The organism is Nostoc sp. (assembly GCF_036917935.1).
In the GTDB taxonomy this organism is placed as follows: domain Bacteria; phylum Cyanobacteriota; class Cyanobacteriia; order Cyanobacteriales; family Nostocaceae; genus Nostoc.
In genome coordinates this window covers 135,302-157,732 of record NZ_JBALEL010000068.1, presented here as the reverse complement: position 1 = coordinate 157,732, position 22,431 = coordinate 135,302, and the positions used below count along the sequence as shown (strand labels likewise).

General features: G+C 41.3%; 13 protein-coding genes and 1 pseudogene. 7 read left to right on the top strand and 7 right to left on the bottom strand.

All coding sequences use genetic code 11. The features are described 5' to 3' along the window. Nucleotides 1–569: 569 nt before the first annotated feature. From V7K62_RS30290 to V7K62_RS30265, 6 genes are all read left to right on the top strand, one after another. Nucleotides 570–2,255, top strand: a complete 1,686-nt coding sequence (locus tag V7K62_RS30290) for a hypothetical protein (RefSeq protein ID WP_334870776.1) — start codon at nucleotides 570–572, stop codon at nucleotides 2,253–2,255. Between the two features lie 26 nt (nucleotides 2,256–2,281). Next, nucleotides 2,282–3,595, top strand: a complete 1,314-nt coding sequence (locus V7K62_RS30285) for a hypothetical protein (RefSeq protein ID WP_334870775.1) — start codon at nucleotides 2,282–2,284, stop codon at nucleotides 3,593–3,595. Continuing rightward, nucleotides 3,588–9,242, top strand: coding sequence for a DEAD/DEAH box helicase (locus V7K62_RS30280; protein ID WP_334870773.1), 5,655 nt, complete (start codon nucleotides 3,588–3,590; stop codon nucleotides 9,240–9,242). Before V7K62_RS30285 ends, V7K62_RS30280 begins: the two co-directional genes overlap by 8 nt. Nucleotides 9,243–10,342: 1,100 nt before the next feature. Beyond that, on the top strand, nucleotides 10,343–11,464 hold the full coding sequence (locus tag V7K62_RS30275) for a glycosyltransferase (protein WP_334870771.1): 1,122 nt from the start codon (nucleotides 10,343–10,345) through the stop codon (nucleotides 11,462–11,464). Nucleotides 11,465–11,900: 436 nt separating this feature from the next. Beyond that, entirely contained in the window at nucleotides 11,901–13,253 is a 1,353-nt protein-coding gene (mgtE, locus tag V7K62_RS30270; RefSeq protein WP_334870769.1) for a magnesium transporter, read from the top strand. 158 nt (nucleotides 13,254–13,411) lie between these two features. Continuing rightward, nucleotides 13,412–14,452, top strand: coding sequence for an aspartate carbamoyltransferase catalytic subunit (locus tag V7K62_RS30265; protein ID WP_334870767.1), 1,041 nt, complete (start codon nucleotides 13,412–13,414; stop codon nucleotides 14,450–14,452). A gap of 139 nt (nucleotides 14,453–14,591) precedes the next feature. Here V7K62_RS30265 and V7K62_RS30260 read toward each other — a convergent pair whose 3' ends face one another. Together V7K62_RS30260 and V7K62_RS31700 are read right to left on the bottom strand one after the other, a co-directional pair. Then, entirely contained in the window at nucleotides 14,592–15,296 is a 705-nt protein-coding gene (locus V7K62_RS30260) for a mobilization protein (protein WP_334870765.1), read from the bottom strand. Nucleotides 15,297–15,403: 107 nt separating this feature from the next. After that, nucleotides 15,404–15,627, bottom strand: a pseudogene (locus V7K62_RS31700) (type II toxin-antitoxin system VapC family toxin); the annotation flags it as partial. Nucleotides 15,628–16,053: 426 nt separating this feature from the next. Between V7K62_RS31700 and V7K62_RS30255 the strand changes: the two are divergent. Beyond that, complete coding sequence (locus V7K62_RS30255) at nucleotides 16,054–16,494, top strand: pentapeptide repeat-containing protein (RefSeq protein WP_334870763.1); 441 nt, start codon at nucleotides 16,054–16,056, stop codon at nucleotides 16,492–16,494. A 146-nt stretch (nucleotides 16,495–16,640) separates the two neighbouring features. Here the strand turns inward: V7K62_RS30255 and V7K62_RS30250 are convergent, their stop codons facing one another. From V7K62_RS30250 to V7K62_RS30230, 5 genes are all read right to left on the bottom strand, one after another. Beyond that, nucleotides 16,641–17,981 carry a TldD/PmbA family protein gene (locus V7K62_RS30250; RefSeq protein WP_334870761.1) on the bottom strand — a complete coding sequence of 447 codons (1,341 nt, stop codon included), beginning with the start codon at nucleotides 17,979–17,981 and terminating at the stop codon, nucleotides 16,641–16,643. 79 nt (nucleotides 17,982–18,060) lie between these two features. Next, the gene (locus V7K62_RS30245) at nucleotides 18,061–18,420 is read right to left on the bottom strand and encodes a four helix bundle protein (protein WP_334870759.1); all 360 of its coding nucleotides are present in this window, start codon (nucleotides 18,418–18,420) and stop codon (nucleotides 18,061–18,063) included. Nucleotides 18,421–18,453: 33 nt separating this feature from the next. After that, nucleotides 18,454–19,926 carry a TldD/PmbA family protein gene (locus tag V7K62_RS30240; protein ID WP_334870757.1) on the bottom strand — a complete coding sequence of 491 codons (1,473 nt, stop codon included), beginning with the start codon at nucleotides 19,924–19,926 and terminating at the stop codon, nucleotides 18,454–18,456. A gap of 305 nt (nucleotides 19,927–20,231) precedes the next feature. Further along, nucleotides 20,232–21,056, bottom strand: a complete 825-nt coding sequence (locus V7K62_RS30235; protein ID WP_334870755.1) for a glycosyltransferase family 2 protein — start codon at nucleotides 21,054–21,056, stop codon at nucleotides 20,232–20,234. 45 nt (nucleotides 21,057–21,101) lie between these two features. Beyond that, nucleotides 21,102–22,406, bottom strand: coding sequence for an NAD(P)/FAD-dependent oxidoreductase (locus V7K62_RS30230; protein WP_334870753.1), 1,305 nt, complete (start codon nucleotides 22,404–22,406; stop codon nucleotides 21,102–21,104). Nucleotides 22,407–22,431: the final 25 nt, after the last annotated feature.

The window sequence follows — 22,431 nt, the reverse complement described above, 5'->3', positions numbered from 1 at the left end:
GGGATAACAGCCAAGGGTAGTGTGAGTTTATTATTATCTCGTGTTAATCGGTTTCTGGGTACTTAATTTTAGCGATCGCAAACTAAAATATGATATTTGTTCAAATATTTAAAACCGCCTGTAATATTTTATACTTTATCTCCCAGCTTTTGAAGGCATAACGAATTCTTTTTGTTGATAATTTACGTTATATAAATGAGTACTAAGTTCCGTTTAATTACGTATGCATTAGCAACTATTAATGAGTAATAAGTCGCGTTTAATTACGTATGCGTTAGTAGCTATTGTTGCTTTATGATCAGTTCTAAGTTGAAAATAAAATATTTGAGTGGTGAACCAAATAGCAAGCCCTCATTGGTGATTATCTGTGTTATTAAACATTATCTCCAATTAAATTTTTAACTGCCTATTTACCTTATAAAAAATATCACCAATTACGGTGATTTAACAAGCGATGTCTACGACAGGCTGTGGCGCTCGTTCGCCTTCGCGTCTCCCTTTGGGACTCGCTCTAAGCGAAGCCATGCCGAAGGCTTTACGCTGCGCTATCGGTGACGCACTAAACTATAATGGCGAATTATACAGATTGGAATCAGGCTTTAATTGATTATTTTATCAAGGGTACACCACACGGTACAAAAATTTATTTGAGCGTTGATGAAGATGTAATAGAACGTATTGGCTATCATTTTGGGCAATCATCTACAAATGTTATTTGGGTTAATGACTTCTGCATAGCAGTGAGAATAAAAGTCATCTTTGAGGGACAGGTTAATTTGCAGCATTTAAAAGGGCGTGATTCGCAAGGATTACCCAAAGGAGTTGCTTTTTTATGTGCCACCATTTTAGCCGCTTCACAAATGGCTCAAGAAGAAAAAACATCAGAAACTAATTATTTCAAACGTTTACGAGAGATTTTAGCCTTGGATGGTTTTGCTCGTCCATTGGGGATGAAATTTGGTAATGAAGCCGAAGAACCCCTTTGGCGAGAGTGGAATCGTTGGCTAATGGAAGATAGATTTTTACCTTCAGCACAACGAGGTGGTGGTGCAGCTACCTATATTAATTATCCGATTTCTCAATCCTTATTGCGCCGCACTGATAAAGACAGATTGCGAAAACTATTCCAAGAAAAGCAATGGCAAGCCGAATGGGATGCTCAAACTTTATTTGCTCACGTTCGACGAGAAGCAGGGGCATTTGGCATCCATTTAAAAGATTTACTGACGGAAAACAAGCAACGCCATGAGGCGATTGTGGAAGCTTTGCATCAAGTTTATGAACAGTGGAAAGCTCAAGGATGTCCTACGGCAGATAAGAATAATTATTGCACTTGGAGTCGTCATCTTTTCTGCGGTTTATATCGCACTGAAGAGCCATTTTTAGGACAGGTAGATTATTATCTTTACCCCAAGCAGCAACGAGGACGCAGCCTAGAATCAGTAGAAGTGAAACAGGGAGATAATCTTCACCTATTAAGAGAAGAACGTCCTGGCTGGTATTTTCCTTTAGAGTATTCAGTCAGTCAGAAGGAGTTAGATAACGGTGCTAAATACCAAATTAGTTCACCAAATGATCTAGATTACCTAATTTTACCTGCTCGTGACTTTTGGATACTAATCCCCGATGCCGAAAATCCTGATTCTGGGGCTTATGCTTCTTGGCAAGCCCCATCATTAGGTACTGAGTTTATTCTCCTATGTAAACAAGAATTGGTTAGTGATATTGAACGCCTGCGAGATGAGCATTTACTAAAGTCGAGTTGTACACCTCAGCCGATATTTAATAATTCTGGATGGGTAGAACTTCAACAGTGCATGGTTGTTTCTCAAGCTTGGGATGGAGTCTTCATCAAAAATCAAGCTCTTAAGGATGCTTTGCAACCAAGTGTTAAATTATTAATCAGTTTCTCTGGCGGCTTGCGCGTACCAAAAATTGGCGCTTGGCTTGTGAATCATGGCCCACAAATTACTATTTTTGGTTTCTATTCAACCGCAGAATTAAAAGTAACTCGATTATCAGATAATCAGATAATTCTGGAGAGTTCACAAAGTACAAATACTTCTATAAGGCTTGATTTTTCCGATCCTGGCCATTACCTAATTGAGGCGACTTTTGCAGGTGAATCGAGTCAACGTTTAGTCAAAATTGTAGATTGGGATGAGCTTGCCATAGAAAAATATGTGCATCCTGAAGTGATGGCAATTAATTCTGAGTATCATATTTTTGGCAGTGTAATTGGGCAAATTTTTTAACCTGTTTAGAGTCATTAGGGTGTATCATGCCACAAGTCCAAAGATGGTATAAAGGATTTTCTTATCGGGGAAATCCACAAGACCTGATAAACAAAATTTCCGAACAAGTAAAACGTCAAAATATTAGTAAACTCATACCACTTTTGCGAGTAGAAAAGGGAGCTAAATCTCGGAAAGAGTTTTGTTTCTTTCTCGCAATTGAAAGTTGCCAATTAGGTGAATTACCTATAGAATTAGAAACAAGTCTGCTGAAATTATCATTTTTTCAGCGCCCAATCACAGGGAATCGCGGCTTCACTTATGAAGAGATAAAATCTATGGTTGGTGTAGGTCATGATGTTCATGATTATACTAGTCTTATTCCTTACCAACCTAGAGAAAATATCAGTGCTGATAACCCGTTTGAATTGACAGAATTACAATCTATTAATCATTTTGATGCTGATTGGGTGAAAGCTTCCCAAAATAGCGATCGCTTCCTATACTGGTTATCAACCCTCGGCAATGGTAGCTGGGAATCCTTTAAAAAAAGCTGCAATGCACTCCAGCTTCAGGAACCTAAACGCATCTTACGACGGTTGCGCTTATTAGGACATATTGAGTCTTCACTAGACGGTTCCAAATGGTCAGCGGCTCCTTCAACTATTGTTAAAACTAACTCGCCTAATTCAGAGTTTATACTGTGTGGTAAACGCAGTATCAGCTTACTCAGACAATTAGAAGAACATGGAGTTGTAGCATATATTACTCATCAACCCAGAGGGGAAGCACCACCTTGTATTCAACTGGTGGTCAATAACCCTGATGTTATTACAAATAATTTTCCAATCATCAACGTGGGTGAAGTATCTGCACGACTTGCCCAAATTCTACCTGATATCGCTACTTGGCAGCAAAGTCTCAGGAATATGCCGGGAATTGTACCGAGTCAGTGGGAATGGCAGCACTTTGACGGTGAGGATTTTGAAATCTGCGGTATTCCTCACGAAACAGGGATGTATCAGATGTCTGATGAGAAGCGAAACCTTCGCTACACCCTTTTTTACAACCAAAACACTAACACTTGGCATCAAGGCGATTGGTATGGTTTGCGCTTTTTAGCTTTGCATCATCATGGTGCATCTTGCCAAGCTGATTACAATGTTGCTACAAAGTGTTTGGCAATACCAGTCAAGCAGCGCTGGCCTGAAATATATGAACGTGCTTTAGTGCTGGCATCTGGACAATTACCAACATATCAGGGTAACTGGTTACTGTATCAAAACGTCGGTGGGGAAGTTGCCTATCAGTTGAGTCAAAAGCTGAATGTTAAATACGAAGAGGCATTAATCTGTGCATGACGTAGTTGGAGCGTATCAACGACTTAACCATATCTATCAGCTGTATATTAAAAGTGCCTTTCCATTACGTTATCGCTCTTTAGCAGCAGAACGCGATCGCCTTTTGCAACAACTAGGTATTTTAAGTCAGCCGCCTTTAATTGAACCAGTTCCCATTTATCCCTCATCGGGGAGAGACTTGCAAACTGCTGTCAAACAACTGCCTAAAAAATACCATGACTTGGCACAACTGGGAAAAATGCTGTTTGAAAACGGCATAGAACTTTATCAACACCAGTGGGAAAGTTTAGAGGAAGTCTTAATCAACCAAAAAGATTTAGTTGTTACCACTGGTACAGGTTCCGGTAAAACTGAGTGCTTTTTATTGCCACTACTCGCCCATTTAGCATGGGAATCCAGTACTTGGGAAGCAAGTCCGCCTGCACCGAGTCATCATTGCTGGTGGAATGCAAAAGGCGATCGCGTCTCTCAATGGAAACACGTAACTCGCCCCAAAGCCATGCGAGGTTTGATACTTTATCCCCTCAACGCTTTGGTAGAAGACCAATTGAGACGACTGAGAAAAGCCCTAGAAGCGCCAGAAGTACACGATTGGCTAGATAGAGAACGCGGCACAAACCGCATCACCTTTGGACGTTACACTGGACAAACTCCGATTCCGGGTCAACCAACACCTGATAAAATCAAACGACTGCGAAACGAATTAGATGAGTGTGCCAAGCAGCAACAAAATTTACTTCAGGCTAATTTATCTTTAAATCCCGATTTACCTTACTACTTTCCCCGACTTGATGGTGGGGAAATGTGGTCACGTTGGGATATGCAAGATACTCCACCAGATATTCTAATTACTAACTACTCAATGCTCAACATTATGATGATGCGGAGCATTGAAAACGATATTTTTGATATAACTCGTGACTGGCTGGCTGAACCAAATCATCCAGAACGGCAATTTTTCCTGATTATTGACGAATTACACGCCTATCGTGGCACTCCGGGAACGGAAGTTGCCTATATTTTACGCTTGCTTTTTTCGCGGTTGGGTTTAACGCCAGATTCGCCAAAGCTGCGGATAATCACGACTACAGCCAGTTTGGATGATAACCCAGAAGGTAGAAAATTCCTGCGCGAATTTTTTGGACGTGATGACAAACAGTTTGCTTTTATTACTGGACAGCAACAACAGCCAAAAGTAAATGCTAGAAAATCTTTGGTGAATTACCAAGATGCTTTTGCTGATTTTGCTCAATCTGTACAATCAGATCCGTTGCAATCAATGGCACAACCTGATATAAATAATCAGAATGTAGAGAACGCTAGATTAACTTTAGCTAACCAGTTGGGTTATTCAGCATCATCAGGAACAAGTGCAGAAAAACTTGGTGAGGCTTTAGCGACTGTAGATGCTGGTGAAGCTTTGCGGGATGCTTGTCAAGCGGTTAATGGGAGTGTTCGCGCTACAAATATCAAAGATTTAGAACAGCAGCTTTTCCCAAATTTGCAGAGTGCGACAAATTTTGTTTCTGACTCCATGCGGGGACTTCTGTTAGCGCTGGGGATGTCGAAATTGGCTAACGGGCGATCGCCCCAACCTGTGCGCGGACATCTATTTTTCCACAACTTGCAAAGCCTATGGGCTTGCTGTAACCCAAGTTGTACCCAAGTTGAAGTTGATCAAATTCAGCGACAAACCGATCCACCGACGATTGGTGCTATCCATGCTAACCATCGCCTCAGCTGCGGTTGTGGTTCCCGCGTTCTCGATTTAATTGTCTGCGAAGTCTGTGGCGATGTCTTTTTGGGAGGATACAAAAGTACTCGCAAGCTAAGTAACATTACAGTAGATATCCTCACGCCAGATCAGCCGAACTTAGAAGGTATACCCGATTTGGTTGTGATGAATCAACGTTACAGCAACTATCGGGTATTTTGGCCATTACCGGGAGAAACACCAGCGTGGACTACACAACCTCAAGTTCTAGAATGGACTGCTGACAAAATAAAACGCCAGTGGGTGAAAGCAAAGTTAGACAAACAAACAGGCGTACTGTTCCAGAATGCAACACCACCGAAACCTGATGAGATTCCAGGGTGGCTTTATCAGGTAAAGGGAGATGATTTAGATCAGCCAGCACTACCAACAAAGTGTCCTCGTTGTGATGCAGACTACGGTAGAAGAGAGAAATTCCCGACTCCTTTACGTATCCACCGCACCGGCTTTCAAAAGGCTTGTCAAGTTATTGCGAGTGGACTGTTACGAGAAATGCCAGCACCTTCTCAAAAAGGGTTAGGTAGTTCTCGCAAGTTGGTAATATTTTCTGATAGTCGCCAAGATGCAGCTAAACTGGCTGCGGGAATGGAACTCGACCATTACCGCGATATGGTGCGTCTACTGCTGATCCAGTCATTTTATCAATATTGGGATGATCTTATAGCCTTTTTGCATATTACTGCTGCAAATAACCCAGCTAGTCTCGCTAAATTGCAGACTTTAAACGCTAATCTTTATAATGCTGTTGTCCAAGCAGCAGATGATATTACTCGGCGCGATCGCTTTGCTAATGCTAATCCTACCTTAGTTACAGAGGCGCTTTTCTGGGTGATGGGTTTACCCACCAGTAATCAACAGGCGAGTAGTGCATGGCTTGGTTTACTGGAACGCTACCCCGAACGCATTCCTTTATTGGAATTACGGCAAAAAGTTAGAGATGCTTTATTAGAATGTGGGATTTGTCCCGGCGGTTCGAGTTTTCGCGCTTTGAATTACTGGGTTGGACAAAATCAAGGTCAGCAAAAACATCCTTGGTTTGAATGCTACAACTGGTCTGGTAATTCGGTGACAAAAATTTTTCCAGCTACACAAACCCAGGCTGATCATGCTACTAAACTGGAAGATATGCTGACTGCTGAACTGATGAATCCATTGTTCGATCACATGGTACGCACAATGGAGGGTTTTGGGCAAGGGTGGGTCAGCTATCAACCGCCAAAAAATACACCACTTAAGATCCTTGAAGCAACTGATGCAGTCATCAGACAATTGGGCATCCGTCGCCGACACCAATATTCTAAGTTTTTTTATCCTGGAACAGATAAAAACTTACCCGGCTTTGCCCAAAAATACATTGAGTCTACAGGTTTAAAAACTCAAGATATACAACAGCAATTACTCAACTCACAAGCTGGAATTTCTGCTAGTGGGAGTTTGGCACTAGATCCAAATAAACTTTATTTAATGTTACCGTCGAATCATTTGGGGTATCGATGCGATCGCTGCAATGCTTTTTATCTGCATCCTGCTGCTGGCTTATGTCCTGAATGTAATAGCCGTACTAGCACCAATAAAAATCCTCAGCAACTCACCGCCGGAACACCCACGGGAGACTTCGATTATTATACTTATCTCTCTTCAGAAAAATCAGGTCAGCCTTTCCGCATGAACGCCGCCGAGTTAACCGGACAAACTGATCGAGATGAACGTACTAAGCGCCAACGCTGGTTTCAAGACATTTTTATCAATGATGAAATTGCCCGCGTCCAAGGTATTGATCTTTTAAGCGTCACAACTACAATGGAAGCGGGTGTTGATATCGGTGCGCTGTTGGCAGTGATGATGGCAAATATGCCACCCCGTCGCTTCAACTATCAACAGCGAGTTGGTCGCGCTGGTAGACGTTCGGCTGGAGTCGCCTTAGCTGTCACCTTCTGTCGTGGTAGAAGCCACGATGATTTTTACTTCCAACGCCCGGAAAGCATCACAGGCGACCCGCCACCGCCGCCTTATGTCGATATGACAAGCGTTCCCATTTTTGAGCGTGTTCTCATTAAGGAAGTCTTGCGGCAAGCCTTTGCAGAGACAAATTTTAGTGGAGGTAGCGATAATGTACACGGTGAGTTTGGGAATGTAGCTGACTGGAATAATTACCAACCGGATATTCAAGATTGGCTGCGCGATCGCCAGAATGAGCCAGCTATAATCACAGTATTAGATAGCTTGCGAGTGCAGACAGCCTTAGCGAATGCCAGCAATGCTCAAATGTTGAGCTTTCTTCGCTATGATTTAATTCCAGAAATTCAAACAGTTGTAGAAGACAAGACCTACACCCAGGATCAGTTAAGTGAACGTTTGGCAAATGCCGGATTATTGCCGATGTTTGGCTTTCCGACGCGTGTGCGATCGCTTTACACCCGTTTTCCTGCACGCGCTAACCAATGGCCGCCAACGGAGGGAGTAGTTGATCGGAATCTAGATATTGCCCTCAGCCAATTTGCGCCTCGTTCTCAAACAGTCAAAGATAAAGCTGTGCATACAGCTTGTGGTGTAGTCGAATTATATCCCCAAGGTAAGAATATAGAATCGAAACCAGGACTTGTGCCAGCACTCACCCAAGAGAACAAATCTTTAGGACTTTGTGGGAACTGTCAAGCGGTGATCTATCCATATAAATTGTTAAATAAACCACATCCAGGATATCAGGAACCGCCAAAAGATATCTGTCCAGTCTGCGGGGTGGATGCTTTGCGTTGTCTAGATGCTAGAGAACCCAAGGGATTTTTTACCAACTTGCAACCCGAAGACTTTGATGGACAATTTGAGTGGCAACCAAACGCAACCAGACCATCTTTAAGTGTAAATGCCCAGGTAGGCAATGTCCAGCGTACCCTTAACGCCACCGTATCTGCATTTAATGACCACATTATTTCTGTGAATGACAACGGCGGTAATGGTGGATTTGACTTTCAAAATGCCTTAATTTATGGTAAGCCCAAACCCGGAGCTTATGCAGTTTCTTCAGATAAGAATGGCCCAGTAACTACTTCTGGTACTGCCTATCGGGTGGCGTTGTTATCTCGGCGAAAAACGGATATTTTGTTGGTCAATATTGAACAATGGCCTACTGGTATTTTTGCAGATCCAACCACAGTTATCGGGCGTGCTGCTTGGTATTCCTTTGCTTTTTGGTTGCGGGTAGCAGCCGCAACCCAATTAGATGTGGATGCAATGGAGTTGCAAGCAGGATTCCGATCGCTAGAGCAAAATGAATCTGTGATCGGACAGGCTTTTTTATGCGATCATCTAGAAAATGGGGCAGGATATTGTCGGTTTCTAGAAAAGCCAAAAGAATTTAAAAAATTGATGGATTTGGCGAATCCCAATATTCTTAGTAGCATTGCCAGCAAGTGGATAAATCAGCCACATGGAAACGTTTGTGATACATCATGCAACTTATGTTTGCGAGATTATCAAAACCTTGCTTATCACGGGTTATTAGATTGGCGATTGGCTTTAGATATGGCGCAGTTGGTATTATCAGCCTCATCTACAATTGACCTTAATTCCCCCAACGGCAGTATTCCAAATCCTTGGATTGAACTATATCAAGGTATAAATGCACCAATTACCGCTACCCTTCAACGGCTTGGTTACGGCTTACCAACTCAGTTTGGGACTCTCACTGGCTATGTACACCAAAATCAGAAGCGTCAGACAATCTTGATTTTACGCCATCCTCTGTGGCAAGATAACCATCCTGAGTGGATTGCATCTGAAGCGATGGCCAAAGCTCAAACACCTTACCACGGCTTTGAAGTCAAACCTGCCAACCCATTTATGATTCTTCGTCGTCCCGGTGACTACGCATGAAGTTGCTTGATACCAAATACTACTTGTATACATGTAGTAAGACTCCAGGCGAACTAGCAATTGGGTGGATGTTTTCATGATTTGATTCAGAACTACTTGCAGAATTCAACTCCTTAAAGGAGTGGGTTTCTTACACTTGGGCGATGGGGAATGGGGCATTGAGATGGATTGCGTACCGTAGGGCATACGGGAACGTTAATCGCCTCTGGAAATATCGATCTCTGCGTGGGTGGAAAAATCCCTCCAAGTAAGTCGAGTCATAGAAAGAGGAACTCTCAAGAGTGATCTTGAAAATCCATCACTGATTCAGTACACCGAATCAGTAGTGGGATGATATCAAAAAATCAAGAGTGCCTAACTCCGAAGTATGAGCTTATGCTAGTCTAAACTAAATCATTACTCCGAGGTTATGCTTATGCTGGTATAAACTAAATCATTATTTTACAAAATAATATTAAATAAATATAATTTTAATGTAGATATGTTTTAAAATTAGTGTGTTTATGTTAAATATTCAGCAAATAATTGCAGTCAAGAAAGGGAGGCTATCCTCAACGCAATAAGGTTTGATAAAAAATAAGACTTATGCACTGTACAAAAAAATCATCTTGTGCATTAACATAAATACCTCGATTCAGCCTTTAACAAACTATATTTTGTTAATTGCGTAAGCTAGCAAAAATCGTAGGCATCGCAAAAAGGTAGTTAAAAAATCTAGCTATAAGCCTTAAAAAGTATAATAGCTATTTTGGCTTCTCTGTCAATGCGTAAGTCATAAAAAATTAATCGGTTTATTTACATCATAATCCTAGTTTGCTCTATTACACGCTCAGGTATTTACTAAATAATGATTTCAGTAAATATTCTTAGTTGACTTAGTAACATAAATAATTAAAGCCTTGATTTAGAGTAGTATGGGCTTTAAAAAACTAAAAATTGGTATTGTTAGTGCTGTTTTTAATAAATCAGGTAATTACCATTTTATGCACAGCGCCAGATTGAATCAAGGGCGTAAATGTATAACTACCTTAAAAGTTTTTACCCAATATCTTGTTCATTTTTTAAAAAGAGAAATATTAATCTAAAATAGGAGTAACACCATGAAAACAGTTGGGATGTATCGTCGAGCTTATCCGAGAGTATCAGAAACTTTTATTGGAGAACAAGCTCATAATTTACAAAGATATAAACCTTTATTTATTACTTGTAAAATATTAGAAGAAATCCCTTTTGAAAATATTGCTATTAGTAATAATGACTTATTGAAAATTAAGCAGTTTTTTCATATAATTACTGCTTCCCCAAATATGTTTGGAAAAGGGACTGAGCTAAAAAATCTAAAATTAATTCACGGGCATTTTGGCCCAGATGGTATTTACGCAATGCGATTGGCAGAAAAATTAAATATTCCTTTCATCGTTACATTTTACGGTTTTGATATCACAGTTTCACGTCGATCTATGTGGCTGTCAGGTAATCCAGCATTTTATCAATTTCTTTTGCATGAAGAAGAATTAAAACAAAAAGCATCTAGATTTATTGCTTTTTCTAGTTTCTTGTATAAAAAGATGATTGAATATGGTTATCCAGAAGATAAAATTATTAAACTAAATAGTGGTATAGATTTAGAAAAATTTGCTCCGGCAAGTGAATCAAAAGCTGAAAGATATATTTTATGTGTAGGCAGACATACTGAAAAAAAAGGAATTGATACCCTATTAAAAGCCTTTGCCCGGATTGCCAGTAAGCATCCAGATGTGTCACTTATCCAAATTGGAAGTGGCATAATGACTGAAAAATTAAAAACTCTAGCAGAGGAGCTTGGTATTAGTAATAAAGTAAATTTTATGGGGGCAAAACCTTATGAAATAATTCAAAAAACAATGCGAGGTGCAGAAATATTTTCTCTACCCAGTCAAACGGCAAAGAACGGTGATAGTGAAGGTTTACCGCTTTCAATATTGGAAGCTGCCGCTTCTGGTTTACCAATAGTTTCTACCTGGCATAGCGCTATACCTGACGCTGTTTTAGATGGAGAAACTGGCTTTTTAGTTGATGAAAAAGACGATCAAGCTCTCGCCCAAAAATTAGATATTCTCTTGTCTGACCGTGCTTTAGCTAAAAGTATGGGTATGAAAGGACGAGAGTTTATTTGCGAAAATTTTGATATTCGCAAGCAAACTGCCAAGCTAGAAGCTATTTATGATTTAGTAATTAGTTAACGAGAGTCAAGTAAGGGTATGTGAATTTAGATTACTGAACCTCTAGCATTTGCTAATAAGCAGAATCCTAACCCATTTTTTGGAGACGACTCTGCTTTTTTTAGCCATCTGCATGGTTATTTATTAGCGATCGCCAGTCATCACAGATAAGATAAGTAGCAAAACTTACTATGATTACGGAATAGTTTTCCCAAAATCAGGGTATTAAGCTCATTAAAGATATGTATAAAGCTACTGAAAATATAAAAAATTATCAGTATCTACCGGAGAGCGCTATTCCGGGTTAGGATGATGACTAGGAATGCTTTGATTTAGTATATCGATATTGAATTGTTGAAATTTTATGGACCATAGTCCACAAGATGGCAGTATCAACCTCCTCTGAGCTGTGGCGAGGAAGTCTCCCAGCGCGGGGGAGACTTAGGAGATATATATCATGCTCACAGAAGATATTCGTGATTTGCTGACTGATACTACCGATTTAAACAAGTTGAAATGGGATTTAAATCGCTTGCAACCTGTGGATGTGGGAGAATACATTACACAATTGCCTGAACAACAACGGGCGATCGCATTCCGTTTACTCAACAAAGCTCAGGCAATTGATGTATTTGAATATCTGCCGACAGAGGTGCAGGAAGAACTAATTAATTCTCTCCATGATGTCCAGGTAGTGCAACTTGTAGAAGAGATGAGTCCCGACGAACGGGCAGAATTATTTGATGAACTACCTGCTGGGGTAATCAAACGGCTATTGCAGGAACTGAGTCCAGAACAAAGGCAAGCAACAGCAACGATTCTCGGCTATCCAGAAGGCACTGCTGGGCGGGTGATGACAACCGAATATGTCCGGTTGCGGCAAGGATTGACTGTAGGCGAAGCCTTGAGCAAAATCCGCCGTCAGGACGAAGACAAGGAATCGATTTACTACGCCTACGTCACAGATGATAACCGGACGCTGGTGAGAGTAGTTTCACTACGGCAATTGCTGTTTACCTTTCCCGATGTTTTCATCAAGGATATTGCTAGCGATCGCGTCATTAAGGTAACAACAGAAACCCCTCAAGAAGAAGTGGCGCGAATTATGCAGCGCTACGACTTAATCGCTATCCCCGTTGTCGATCGGGAAGACCGATTGGTGGGCATCGTCACCATTGATGATGTCATGGATATTTTGGAAGAGGAAGCCACAGAAGATATTCAAAAACTGGGGGGTGTCAGTGGTGATGAAGCAGCTTTATCCTCTCCCCTATTAACCATCCGCAACCGCTTGCCTTGGCTGTTGGGGATCATGGGCCTGTATATTGGTGCAGCCAGTGCGATCGCGCCTTTTCAATCTGTAATTGCCGCAGTGCCAGTTCTAGCAGTCATCATGCCGATTTTTTCTAACACTGGTGGTACTGTCGGTATTCAATCATTAACGGTAACAATTCGCGGCTTGGGAGTAGGAGAGGTAACACCCAAAGATACCTTAAAAATTCTTCGCAAGGAACTTCTAGCTGGTTTAGGTACAGCTCTGGCTTTAGCCACAACGATGATCCTGCTTTCCTTAATTTGGGCGCGACCCCAAGAACGATGGGTGGCTTTAATTGCTGGCATGGTAATGGCAACTAATACAATCGTGGCTGTTACACTCGGCACTTTACTGCCAATGGGTTTGAAACGACTGAAGCTTGACCCCGCCTTGGTTAGTGGCCCATTAGTGACTACAATGCTAGATACAATTGGGTTTTTAACATTCCTCAGCCTAATTTCTTTAGCTTTAAACGTTTTCCATTTACCAGCATGAAGGGATTGGGCATTGGGCATTGGGCATTGAAAAGAGGCAGAGGGGCGGGGTGCGGGGGGCGGAGGGGAAAACTCTTCTCCCATGCTCCCTGCTCCCTGCTCCCTTGCTTCTTCCCGGCTCCCTCTTCTCCCCCAATCCCTAATCCCCAGTCCCCAAATATGCCTACTACCACCTGGAATCGTCATCACATTCTCTCCCTAGCTGACTTCACTACCACTGAATACGATACAGTTTTGCAAACTGCGGCCAGTTTTCAAGAAGTTCTATCACGGCGGACGAAGAAAGTACCAAGCTTGCAGGGACAGGTGGTGGCGAATTTATTTTTTGAACCCTCTACGCGGACTCGTAGCAGTTTTGAACTTGCTGCCAAACGCTTAAGTGCAGATACACTGAATTTTGCCGCAGCATCTTCTTCTATGACTAAAGGAGAAACAATTCTCGACACGGCGAAAACCTATTTGGCTATGGGAACTGATATTATGGTAGTCCGCCATCGAGAGGCAGGAGTACCAAATGCGATCGCGGCTGAAATGGATCGTCTAGGTGTACGAGTTAGCGTCCTCAATGCTGGTGATGGTCAACATGAGCATCCTTCTCAAGCACTGCTAGATTTATTTACCATCACTACTCTAATTGACCCAGATCGCCCGCGACTGGAACTTTTAAAGGGGAAAAAGATTGCCATTGTTGGGGATATTCTCCATTCTCGTGTGGCGCGATCGAATATTTGGAGTTTAATTGCCAGTGGTGCCGAAGTGCATCTGGCAGCACCACCAACCCTCTTACCTAAATTATTCGCCAAGTATATCTCGGAAGAGGCAGAAGGCAGGAGTCAGGAGATGATAAACTCCTCAACTTCCTCACATTCCACTCCCCAACTTTTTCTACATTGGCAGCTAGAACCAGCTTTGCAGAATGCCGATTTTGTCATGACTTTGCGCCTGCAAAAGGAACGGATGACGGCTCATTTACTACCAAGTTTGCGAGAATATCATCAGCTATTTGGTATTACAACCACAAAACTGCAACTTTGTAAACCTAACGTCAAAGTTTTGCATCCAGGCCCAGTCAACCGTGGTGTGGAAATTAGTTCTGAATTGATGGATGACCCAGAGTTTAGTCTCATTCAATCACAAGTTACCAGCGGTGTCGCTGTTCGGATGGCGTTGTTGTATCTATTAGGTAGCGGCAAGGCTTAATACAATCTCAGTTTGAATTACTTCTAGGGACTTCCAATAAATAAATAATGTAAATATTGGCTCCTTTGACCGAGGTGTTAGAAACCAAGTTCCAATAGATTTATCATTCATTGGAATGATTAAGCTCTCTAGGGCAAAGCTATTCAACTTTTTCATACCAGATCCCTACTCTCTCAAAAGCACCATAAGCAAGCTTCAGAAAATTCATTACTCTCTGTCTCCCAATTATCCCAAATTCTTTATACTCTCTCGCCTCCGCAAACGTCAGGCGATTTTGGTCAATTATGTTTCTTTCTCTATATGCTAACTTCGGAAAATCTATAATTTTGATCTTGTATTTATTTAGTATTTTCTGAAAGTTTGAGTCTGACTCTATATGTTCCCAATCATCACACAGCCCTAAATTCCTTACCAGAATATGAGGGATTCTCTCGCCGTAGGTATTCACTGACTGAGCAAACAGGTTGATGCTGTCGTATCCTCCTGTCGATACAAACCATTTGCAAAACATCACTCCCTGCGAACTCCCAAGTTCAATTAATTGATTAGAATCAATCCACCCTTGTACTGCTCTATGCGATTGTGCCGCTAAATTCACAATTACTGGCTTCTCTATCGCCCACTCAAATATTCTATCTGCCTTATCTGCCTGTCGTTCATTCTCACTAAACACAGCATACTTACATATCTCCTTATACACCTCTGCTACATCTGGATTCGACCTATCTGTGTCCACTGCTACAAACGGGATTTTCTTATCCAGACAATACTGAATCATTGTCCTGGTAAAGAGAGATTTTCCTACCCCGCCTTTTTCACCATCTACCAAATGAATCGTCGGCATTACAGCCACCTCTAATACTTATTCAAGTCTGATACATCTTTCCCCGGCTTAGAACTTTTTGGCGGTTGCCGCCTAAGCGACTTGCCCTGTATAAAAGCTACATAGGGTTATAGCCAAAATTCAACAGACAATGCCCTTACTTGCTGAATACGCTGAAAGTCACTGTCGGCTGACACAATGGTAAGACCGTGAGAGCTACAGCAGCAATCCAAAGATCATTTTCATCAAAGCCTAGATCAGTGATTTTCGTTTTTCTCCGCTTGCTTTTCTCTTTCGGTGCAAATTGATTAAACAAAGCGGCTTTCAGTTACCCGTAGATAGTAGCAGTAAATCGATCAACGTTATGGATGTATATACTCGTTGCCCATGTCCGCTTGATTACTTACTAAAACCCAAGAACCCCAAAAAAAAGAGTCAAAGCTACACTTTGTCTGCCCTCCCCACAAGCCGATGGTGTACACACAAGTCCTAAAAACCTAAGCTTTATCAGGCTTACCTCGTTCTCATACTCTGCATGGGAATGCATTCATCTGGGCTGCGGACTCAATGTTTCATTGGAGGCAGAGCCTCATATACCTAAAATTATTACTAATAATCTTTTAATTTTACTCCTATCGGACTAGCTTATGGAAGAATACCTAGTCTCATCGAACTTATATATTCCTCCGATCGCATGAGGACAGAATACTGGAATCTTGGCACACTGGTATCGTAGAAGTTAAGAATTTAATGACTTCTAGAAGTGTCGGAGGTAAATATGAAGCGAATTTTTTTGACGGCAGCAGCCTTACTCAGCACGCTATCTTTAGCTGCTCCCATTGCCGTCAAAGCCGAAAACCCCGCCCCTGTCCGCCGCTTATTAGAAACTAGAGAATGTTCCGGATGTAATTTAACAGGTGCAAACCTCAAAGGCGCTCACCTGATAGGTGTTGACCTAAGAAACGCAAATTTAAAAGGGGCTAATCTCGAAGGGGCTAACTTAGAAGGTGCCGATTTAACTGGTGCTAATTTGAAGTCTGCTAATCTCACACAAGCATTCGTCAGCGATACCATCTTAAATAATGCCAACCTCACCAACGTTAATTTGAGTAATTCCCGTTTATATAATAGTGACGTAGATGGCGCAGTTTTGGCTAATATTGATTTAAGCGGTGCTGATGTATTTAATACTGCCATTAGCATCGGTGGTGAATATTAATGGTGAGTTAAGAATTATAGCGTTTGCTAACCATATAAGGTATATCATAGCCCCCTCTCGAAGAGCGGGGAGGGGGTTGGGGGTGGGGTTCTTAGGGTTTAATAAGTAATCAAGCGGACATGATATAACTCTGCACTTGCTAAGTTTTATTCACCGGTAATCGATAGTTCATTAACCCAGATTTTTGGGCAAACTCCCCCTGGCGTTAACTCTGGCTCTTTTTCTACATAAATAATTGACTTCAAGAGTTCTAAGAAATCGCCAGCAACAGTTGCTGACTCAATACTCGTTCTCACACCCTTATTAACTAGCCAACCATCAAACGGCAAAGAAAAGGAACCTTGCAAAGATTTAACTCCAGCATGGAGAGCTTGTAAATCATCGATAAAAATCACATTTTCAGCAGTTTCTAAGCTAAACTCCTGCTCAGGAGTTGCTGTTGAAAACACATGATAAAAATTGGGACTGACGCTGACTTTTGCACCAATACTAGCATTACCCGTTGGCTGGGCATTTAACCTTTTAGCAGTCCCTGCACTATGAAGAAATCCTGTTAAAACGCCACTTTCAATCAGCGAAATTTGACGAGTGGGAGTTCCTTCGCCATCAAAACTTTCTGCACCAACGTTAGCTGGGTGCAGTGCATCATCATAAACTGAAAGTAGAGGCGAAGCAATTTGCTTACCTAAATCATCAGGAGTAGATAGGCTTTGATTGTCTAAAATACTTTGGGCATTGAACAAGTTAGAAAAACCACCCAACAGACTTAAGAAAGCTTCAGCTGAGAAAACAACTCGATATTTACCAGTTTTGATTTTTTCATAATTCAAGTGGCTGATAGTTTTCTCGGCAGTTTCTTTGATGCAACCATTAATATCTAGATTATCTAAACTTTGGTTGATTCTAAAAGCACCTGCACTGCGTGGTTTTTTCCCATCTTCTTCAGTTTTGCTATAAAGATAAACTGATGCCAAAGAGTGAGATTCAGTTCTCACTGCGCCGTCGCTATTGAGATAAAACCTGTCAATATCTCTTTGCGATAAACCGTTATAAGGTACACCTTTAATTGCTGGATGAGCTGCCAGTAATTCTTTTTCGGCTGCTAACAATTTTTCTATGAGTTCAGCAACAGGTGCTTGGGGTGTCTTGTCCTGATGTTGATTTGGAATAACAGTAGTAGCCTCTGGACTAAAATCAGGAACATTTTCCTTAACACCAAAGAAACTGGCTTCGTAGGCAGTTTTCAAAGCTAATTCCAATCCTTTGGGGTCTACATCTGTGGTGCTGGTGACACCCATTGTATTATCTTCATTCCAGACGCGAACAGTAACACCAGAGCGATTTGAAGCTTTGACTTGTTTTGGCTCTCCTTGGTCTACTTGCACGCTAGTATCATCTATCGTCGAGCCATAAATGTCGAATTTCTTAATACCAAGCTTATCAGCATTGTCCTTGGCAGAATTTGCAATCTCATTGATATTCGGCATAGTCAATTTTAGATTTTGGATTTTAGATTTTGGATTGGAAGCGATTCCATTTTGGATATTAGATTTTGGATTTTGGATGTTATGACTTATATTTTTCTCGTAGTGTTTTTATTGAGGCAACAGTCATAGCTAGAATTTCGGTAGCTTCTTGCATTAGGCTTTTTAGTTTTTCTGCTGTCATTAATCCAGATTCAATAACAAGCTCCAACCAGTAAAGCGTTTCATCAGCTTCTTCTTCCACGATACCGAGTTTGGCAATTAAATCAGCTGTTGATTTAGCTCGACAGGCTGCTCGATAATTAGCACCAACTGAAGTTGCTGAACGTAACAACTGTTTGCCAATGACATCAGCAATTCTAGTTTGTGGCAGTTGCTCAACTAGACGAATAACTCGTAATGCCAGCTGCTTTGTTCTAGCCTTAAACTCCTGCTCATTCACAATCCAAAATCCAAAATTTAAAATCTAAAATTCTTATCGTCCACCGACGGTAATAGAATCAACCTTGATGTGGGGTTGTCCTACCGTGGTGTAAATACTGCCACTGACGGAGCCACAAAAACCTGGTGCAAGTTCCAAATCTTGGGAACATAAGGAAATTTTGTTCATAATTTCCTTGGCTTCACCAATTAGAATTGCTCCTTTTAAAGGTTTGGTGATTTTGCCATTTTCAATTAAATAAGCTTCATCAACACTAAAGTTAAATTGACCTGTAGCACCAACGCTACCACCACCCATCTTTTTACAGTAAATACCTTTATCAACAGAGGCAAATACTTCATCAGTGGTGTATTCACCAGAATCAATATAAGTATTACGCATCCGGCTAGCAGCAGCAAAGGTATAATTTTGGCGGCGTCCACTTCCAGTTCTGGGGTGTCCGGTGCGTGCAGAACCTGTTCTATCTGCTAAGAAATTTTTGAGAACGCCTTTTTCAATTAATAGGGTTCTTTGAGCGGGCATACCTTCGTCATCCATGTCAATTGTCCCGAAGGCATTTTCAGAGCGCCCTTCATCCCAGGCTGTCAAACTTTCGTGGGCAATTTTTTCGCCTTTTTTGTCAGCAAAGGGAGTGGTATTGCGTTCTATTTGAGTGGTTTCTAGCAAGTGTCCGCAAGCTTCGTGGAAGATTACGCCGCCAAAGTGATTGGCCATAATGATGGGATAAGTACCCGATTCCACGTAATCTGCGTAGAGCATTTTTCCAGCCGATTCTGCTATTTTCTCAGAGGCTTGTTGAGAATCCCAAGTTCTCAAGAAGTTGGCATCGCTAGTATTACCCGCGCGATCGCCAATTGAGGTACGATTAGCACCATCAGCACACAACAGGTTAAATCCTACTGATTGGGTAAGGCGAATATCACGCGCAAAAGTCCCGTCACTGGCGGCGATTAAAACTTCTTGCCAATCCCGGAAATAGGTAGCACGGCGCGATTGAATATGGCTAGCTTTTTGCTTCAGGTGGGCAGTACCATCAAGGAGGATTTCTCCCATTTCTCGGATGGAGCTACACACTGGTAGCCATGCATCTTTACCTCTTTTGGTGGCGTAATCTCTGAGTAATTCTAGGTTGATTTCTGGGATAAAAGCTTTAGGAGTAGGTAGTTGTAATCCCAAGATAGAAAGACCTTTTTCTAAGGCTGCTTTCAAACCGGAAAACGAAAGGTCATTGGTGCTAACGTAGCAGTCAGCTTTGCCGCGAAATACTCTGACTCCCGCGCCTGTAGACAGACTGGGTGAAATACTAGTGATGGCGTCATCTTCTGCAAGACAACTGATATAGTTGCGACGCTCTAAAAATAATTCGATGAAGTCAGCACCGGCGGCGCGTCCTAGTCCCAGAAGGGTAGCCAGGGGGGCTTCCCAGGTTTCATCGAAACGCTCTGGTGTGGAGAAATATTGGAGAGTGGGAAGTTGATTCGAGAGAAGTAGCGTACTTGTAAGCATGGGTAGCCTCGTCTGCTGGCGTAGTTCAGAGATTTGACTGAAAAATCCTGGTGTGTTCACTCTAGCAAATTTACTCGGTTGACATCTTGAGCAATGCTTTGAAAAGCGTGTGGATTTCCCTCCTCGTCAGCAATGCCTTGGCAAATTAGCCTACAGGCTAGAAGTTTGGGAGTATTTGAAGAAGAATTTAGAAGTCAGAATTCAAAAGCGGAGCCGGAAAAGCTCCGCTGAGGATGTAAGTGTAAAATGAAATACATTCTTGTTTGCTGATTAACTTAATTTAATCCAGACTTTTCTTCTCAGGTTTATTTACGATTTGCAATTTTCAGTGGAATTATTGCTGTTTCTTGCTCATTGAAAATCCTATCTAAATTGGAAGTTGGCTCTGTTGATGCTAGATTCTTAAACAAGAGCTTTAGTATTCGAGTAATAGTTTTAAGAACTTTCATTTTACTGGCGCTAGGCTTTTGATCGTATCTCAAAACCATTGGAATTTCTATGATTTTTGGTTTGAGTACTTTGGCCTTCAGCAGTAAATCTATCATGCAAGCAAATCCACTTTCAGTGAATAGATTGTCCCCATAATACATATCCAGTTTACTGACGAAATTACGGTTATAGAGCCTGTAACCACAAGTGTAGTCTCTTACACCTGGTATACGGGCTGCAATTCGGAAAAGCCAGCTGGCTCCGTAACTCATCAGTTCTCTAAACTTTGATAATCCTATGACTTTAGAACCTTTTCGATATCTAGATGCGATCGCAATATCATAGCTCCCAGCTATCATGGTGTCATACATCTTTATTAAGAGTTCTGGTGGTTGAGTATTGTCGCAATCCATCGCCGCTAAAAAATCACCTTCTTGGGAAATTTCTAAGAAAGTCGTGAAACCTGTTTTAATTGCTTGACCTAAACCAGCATTTTTAGGATGTTGGACTAATTTCAGTAATATACCCAGTGATTGAGATTCTTCTAAAGCAGTCTGAGCAGTTGTATCACTACTGCCATCATCAACAAGAATCAGTTCTATCTCCATATTAAAGATTTGCTGCAATGTCTGAAACCTTTTGAACAAGGGTCGAATTGATTCTTGCTCGTTATATGCGGGTAAAAGAACAAAAAGACTCATAAAGACCTCGTGTGATTTTTAAAATAAATTATCATTACTCACATTTCAAGAATTCAGTAATGTTGATTTTTTGAGAAATTCATCGACCTGTCGCACAACTGCATTGTTATTAACGCTATCATTGACCAACTGTGAGGTATTGACGACGAAAAAATCATCGTTTTCTGTACTCACTTTTGGAACAAAACTTGAATAATTTAAAACTTGTAGTGGCTGTACTTTAATAGCTCGATTAATGTGTGCTGCCACAATGTCATCTGCTTTGAGTTCTGGGAACATTAAACGTATACCCTGGAAAAATATTTGGCGTAATTCGTCATCTGGCTCTTTTAACAATGGGTCAGTGGAAAGTATATATTTTGGTAGGAATGTGATGTGATATCCTGCTGTCTCTTGCAAAGAAACTAAGTTGCTCATACCGATGACTCCGGTAAAAGGAATATTTCTATCGGCAATATTTACTACGTAATAAGGAACTAAAGCCTTACGAGTAATAAGTACCATGCAGATTACACCCAAGTATTCTACTGTTTCACCAGTGTCTGAAACTTTCACCAGTTCATTAGCAGCAACCTGTTGCAGAATATTCACTGGCCCAGTAAATATTACTTTATCAAAATGCTCCTTTTTACCCTGATATTCTACCCACATTCCACCCCCTGGATGAGGTGCGATATATTCCACTGCAACACCTGTGTGGATATGACCTCCAGCCGCGTAAATTAATTTTTCTATATGGTCAAAAACAGTTTTGTAACCGCCTGAAACATAACCAAGTTGTTCTTTGTTTAATGAAGAATCCCGCGCTGAAAATAGTCGTTTGATATAAGCCCAGATAAAAACTGCTGATATTCGCTTATAGTTTTCTCCTAATTTGGATAAAAGTAAAGGTTTCCAGAGCTTTTCGTATGTGTTTTTACCGCTGAGTTTCAATAGCCAATCTTCAACTAAAATCTTCTCTAAGCGCCGCCAGTTATTAAGGCGTGAACCATACAAGAGAGTAAAAGCTAATCTGATTTTACCTATAAGTCCAAATAAAGGAAAGCGCAGAAACTCTATAGTGTTACTAATAGAATAAAACTTTTTATTCTCATAAAATCCTGTTAAACTTCGATGCCAACGCAGTTTATCTCCAAGACCAATATCTCTGAGAAAATTTATTAAGTGAGTATCAGAAGGTAGGATAACGTGATAAAAGCGATCCCAGGTAAATAACCCGTAATCATGATAGGTGGTAAGTCCTCCAAGCTGCTTGTTGCTCTCGAAGACAGTGACTGTATGTCCTTGATGGGAAAGACGTTGAGCTAATACCAGCCCAGTTATGCCTCCGCCAATGATGCCTATATTCATAAATTAAATTTAGATTTGATGAAGA

Excerpts from the sequence above, each read along its gene's own strand:
- V7K62_RS30255 (WP_334870763.1), top strand. The coding sequence starts at position 16,054 with ATGAAGCGAATTTTTTTGACGGCAGCAGCCTTACTCAGCACGCTATCT.
- V7K62_RS30240 (WP_334870757.1), bottom strand. The coding sequence starts at position 19,926 with ATGCTTACAAGTACGCTACTTCTCTCGAATCAACTTCCCACTCTCCAA.
- V7K62_RS30260 (WP_334870765.1), bottom strand. The coding sequence starts at position 15,296 with ATGCCGACGATTCATTTGGTAGATGGTGAAAAAGGCGGGGTAGGAAAA.
- V7K62_RS30235 (WP_334870755.1), bottom strand. The coding sequence starts at position 21,056 with ATGAGTCTTTTTGTTCTTTTACCCGCATATAACGAGCAAGAATCAATT.
- V7K62_RS30230 (WP_334870753.1), bottom strand. The coding sequence starts at position 22,406 with ATGAATATAGGCATCATTGGCGGAGGCATAACTGGGCTGGTATTAGCT.
- V7K62_RS30285 (WP_334870775.1), top strand. The coding sequence starts at position 2,282 with ATGCCACAAGTCCAAAGATGGTATAAAGGATTTTCTTATCGGGGAAAT.
- V7K62_RS30290 (WP_334870776.1), top strand. The coding sequence starts at position 570 with ATGGCGAATTATACAGATTGGAATCAGGCTTTAATTGATTATTTTATC.
- mgtE (WP_334870769.1), top strand. The coding sequence starts at position 11,901 with ATGCTCACAGAAGATATTCGTGATTTGCTGACTGATACTACCGATTTA.
- V7K62_RS30275 (WP_334870771.1), top strand. The coding sequence starts at position 10,343 with ATGAAAACAGTTGGGATGTATCGTCGAGCTTATCCGAGAGTATCAGAA.
- V7K62_RS30265 (WP_334870767.1), top strand. The coding sequence starts at position 13,412 with ATGCCTACTACCACCTGGAATCGTCATCACATTCTCTCCCTAGCTGAC.
- V7K62_RS30250 (WP_334870761.1), bottom strand. The coding sequence starts at position 17,981 with ATGCCGAATATCAATGAGATTGCAAATTCTGCCAAGGACAATGCTGAT.